The sequence below is a fragment of the Oleiphilus sp. HI0061 genome, assembly GCF_001635675.1.
The window spans coordinates 1-1,039 of the sequence record NZ_LWFE01000620.1 but is presented as its reverse complement, the minus strand read 5'-3'; the positions used below and the strand labels follow the sequence as shown (position 1 = coordinate 1,039).

1 protein-coding gene and 1 pseudogene are annotated in these 1,039 nt (G+C 43.6%); one reads left to right on the top strand and one right to left on the bottom strand.

Annotated elements, in window-relative coordinates:
- Positions 1-330 (bottom strand): annotated as a pseudogene (locus tag A3735_RS07940) (2-isopropylmalate synthase); the annotation flags it as partial.
- Positions 331-498: 168 nt separating this feature from the next.
- On the opposite strand from A3735_RS07940, the gene A3735_RS07935 reads away from it, so the two are divergent.
- Positions 499-975, top strand: coding sequence for an Lrp/AsnC family transcriptional regulator (locus tag A3735_RS07935; protein WP_068512117.1), 477 nt, complete (start codon positions 499-501; stop codon positions 973-975).
- The last annotated feature ends 64 nt before the right edge of the window (positions 976-1,039 follow it).

The window sequence follows — 1,039 nt, the reverse complement described above, 5'->3', positions numbered from 1 at the left end:
CTCGATTAACTCGGGCCGTGCCTGGGTCAAAACCTGCAAAGTTACATCATCCGGGACCTGTTGCTCTTCAATCACCCAACGAACAAAGTCAAAATCAGGCTGCGATGCCGCTGGAAAGCCGACTTCAATTTCCTTAAACCCTACCTTGACCAGCAACTTGAACAAGCGTTTTTTCTGCTCAACTGACATGGGTTCTATCAAGGCTTGGTTTCCATCCCGAAGATCGACACTTGACCAAATCGGCGCACGCTCAATATGCTGATTAGGCCACTGGCGCGAGGGCAACTCTATACGAGGAAAAGCCTGATATTTACGGTGGTCAAATGACATCGCGATGCTCCTATACCTTACATTTCTAGAGAGATGAGTACTGCTCAACAATAGGGATATTATATGCGTCAATATGTAGTTATAGATTGCTTTTATTTCTTATTTGAACCAGACTTAAGCAATAAATAACCTTTTAAGCAACCTTTATTAGCATATATATCTAATCCTATGATCAAGATTGATAGAACTGACCGGCGCATACTTGACGCTCTACAGAAAGATGGAAGGATCAGCAATCTTGAATTAGCTGAAAAAGTCGGCCTATCACCCTCTCCCTGCTCACGAAGAGTCAAACAACTAGAGGAAAGCGGCCTCATATCTAAAACCGTCACTTTATTAGATAGAGAAAAGTTGGGGCTAAAGCTCACAGCTCTAGTACAAATCAGTATGGATAGACATACTAACGACCGCTTTGATACCTTTGAGGAAACATTGAGCGATTGCCCGGAGGTACTCTCATGCATGCTAATCACCGGGCAAGCTGCGGACTATATGATTGAAGTATTGGTGAGTGACATGGATGCCTATCAAGCTTTCCTCTTAGGCAAACTAACACGCATACCCGGCGTTACCGGTGTTCATTCCAGCTTTGTACTAAGAAAGATTATCGATCGAACTTCTGTTCCCTTGAACCATCTGGCCTAAGCCCGCTGTCTTTTTCCAGTTCACAGAGATAAAATGCCACACAATTCAACTGTAAGGACTATAT

Coding starts and splice junctions, on each gene's coding strand:
- A3735_RS07935 (WP_068512117.1), top strand. CDS start 499: ATGATCAAGATTGATAGAACTGACCGGCGCATACTTGACGCTCTACAG.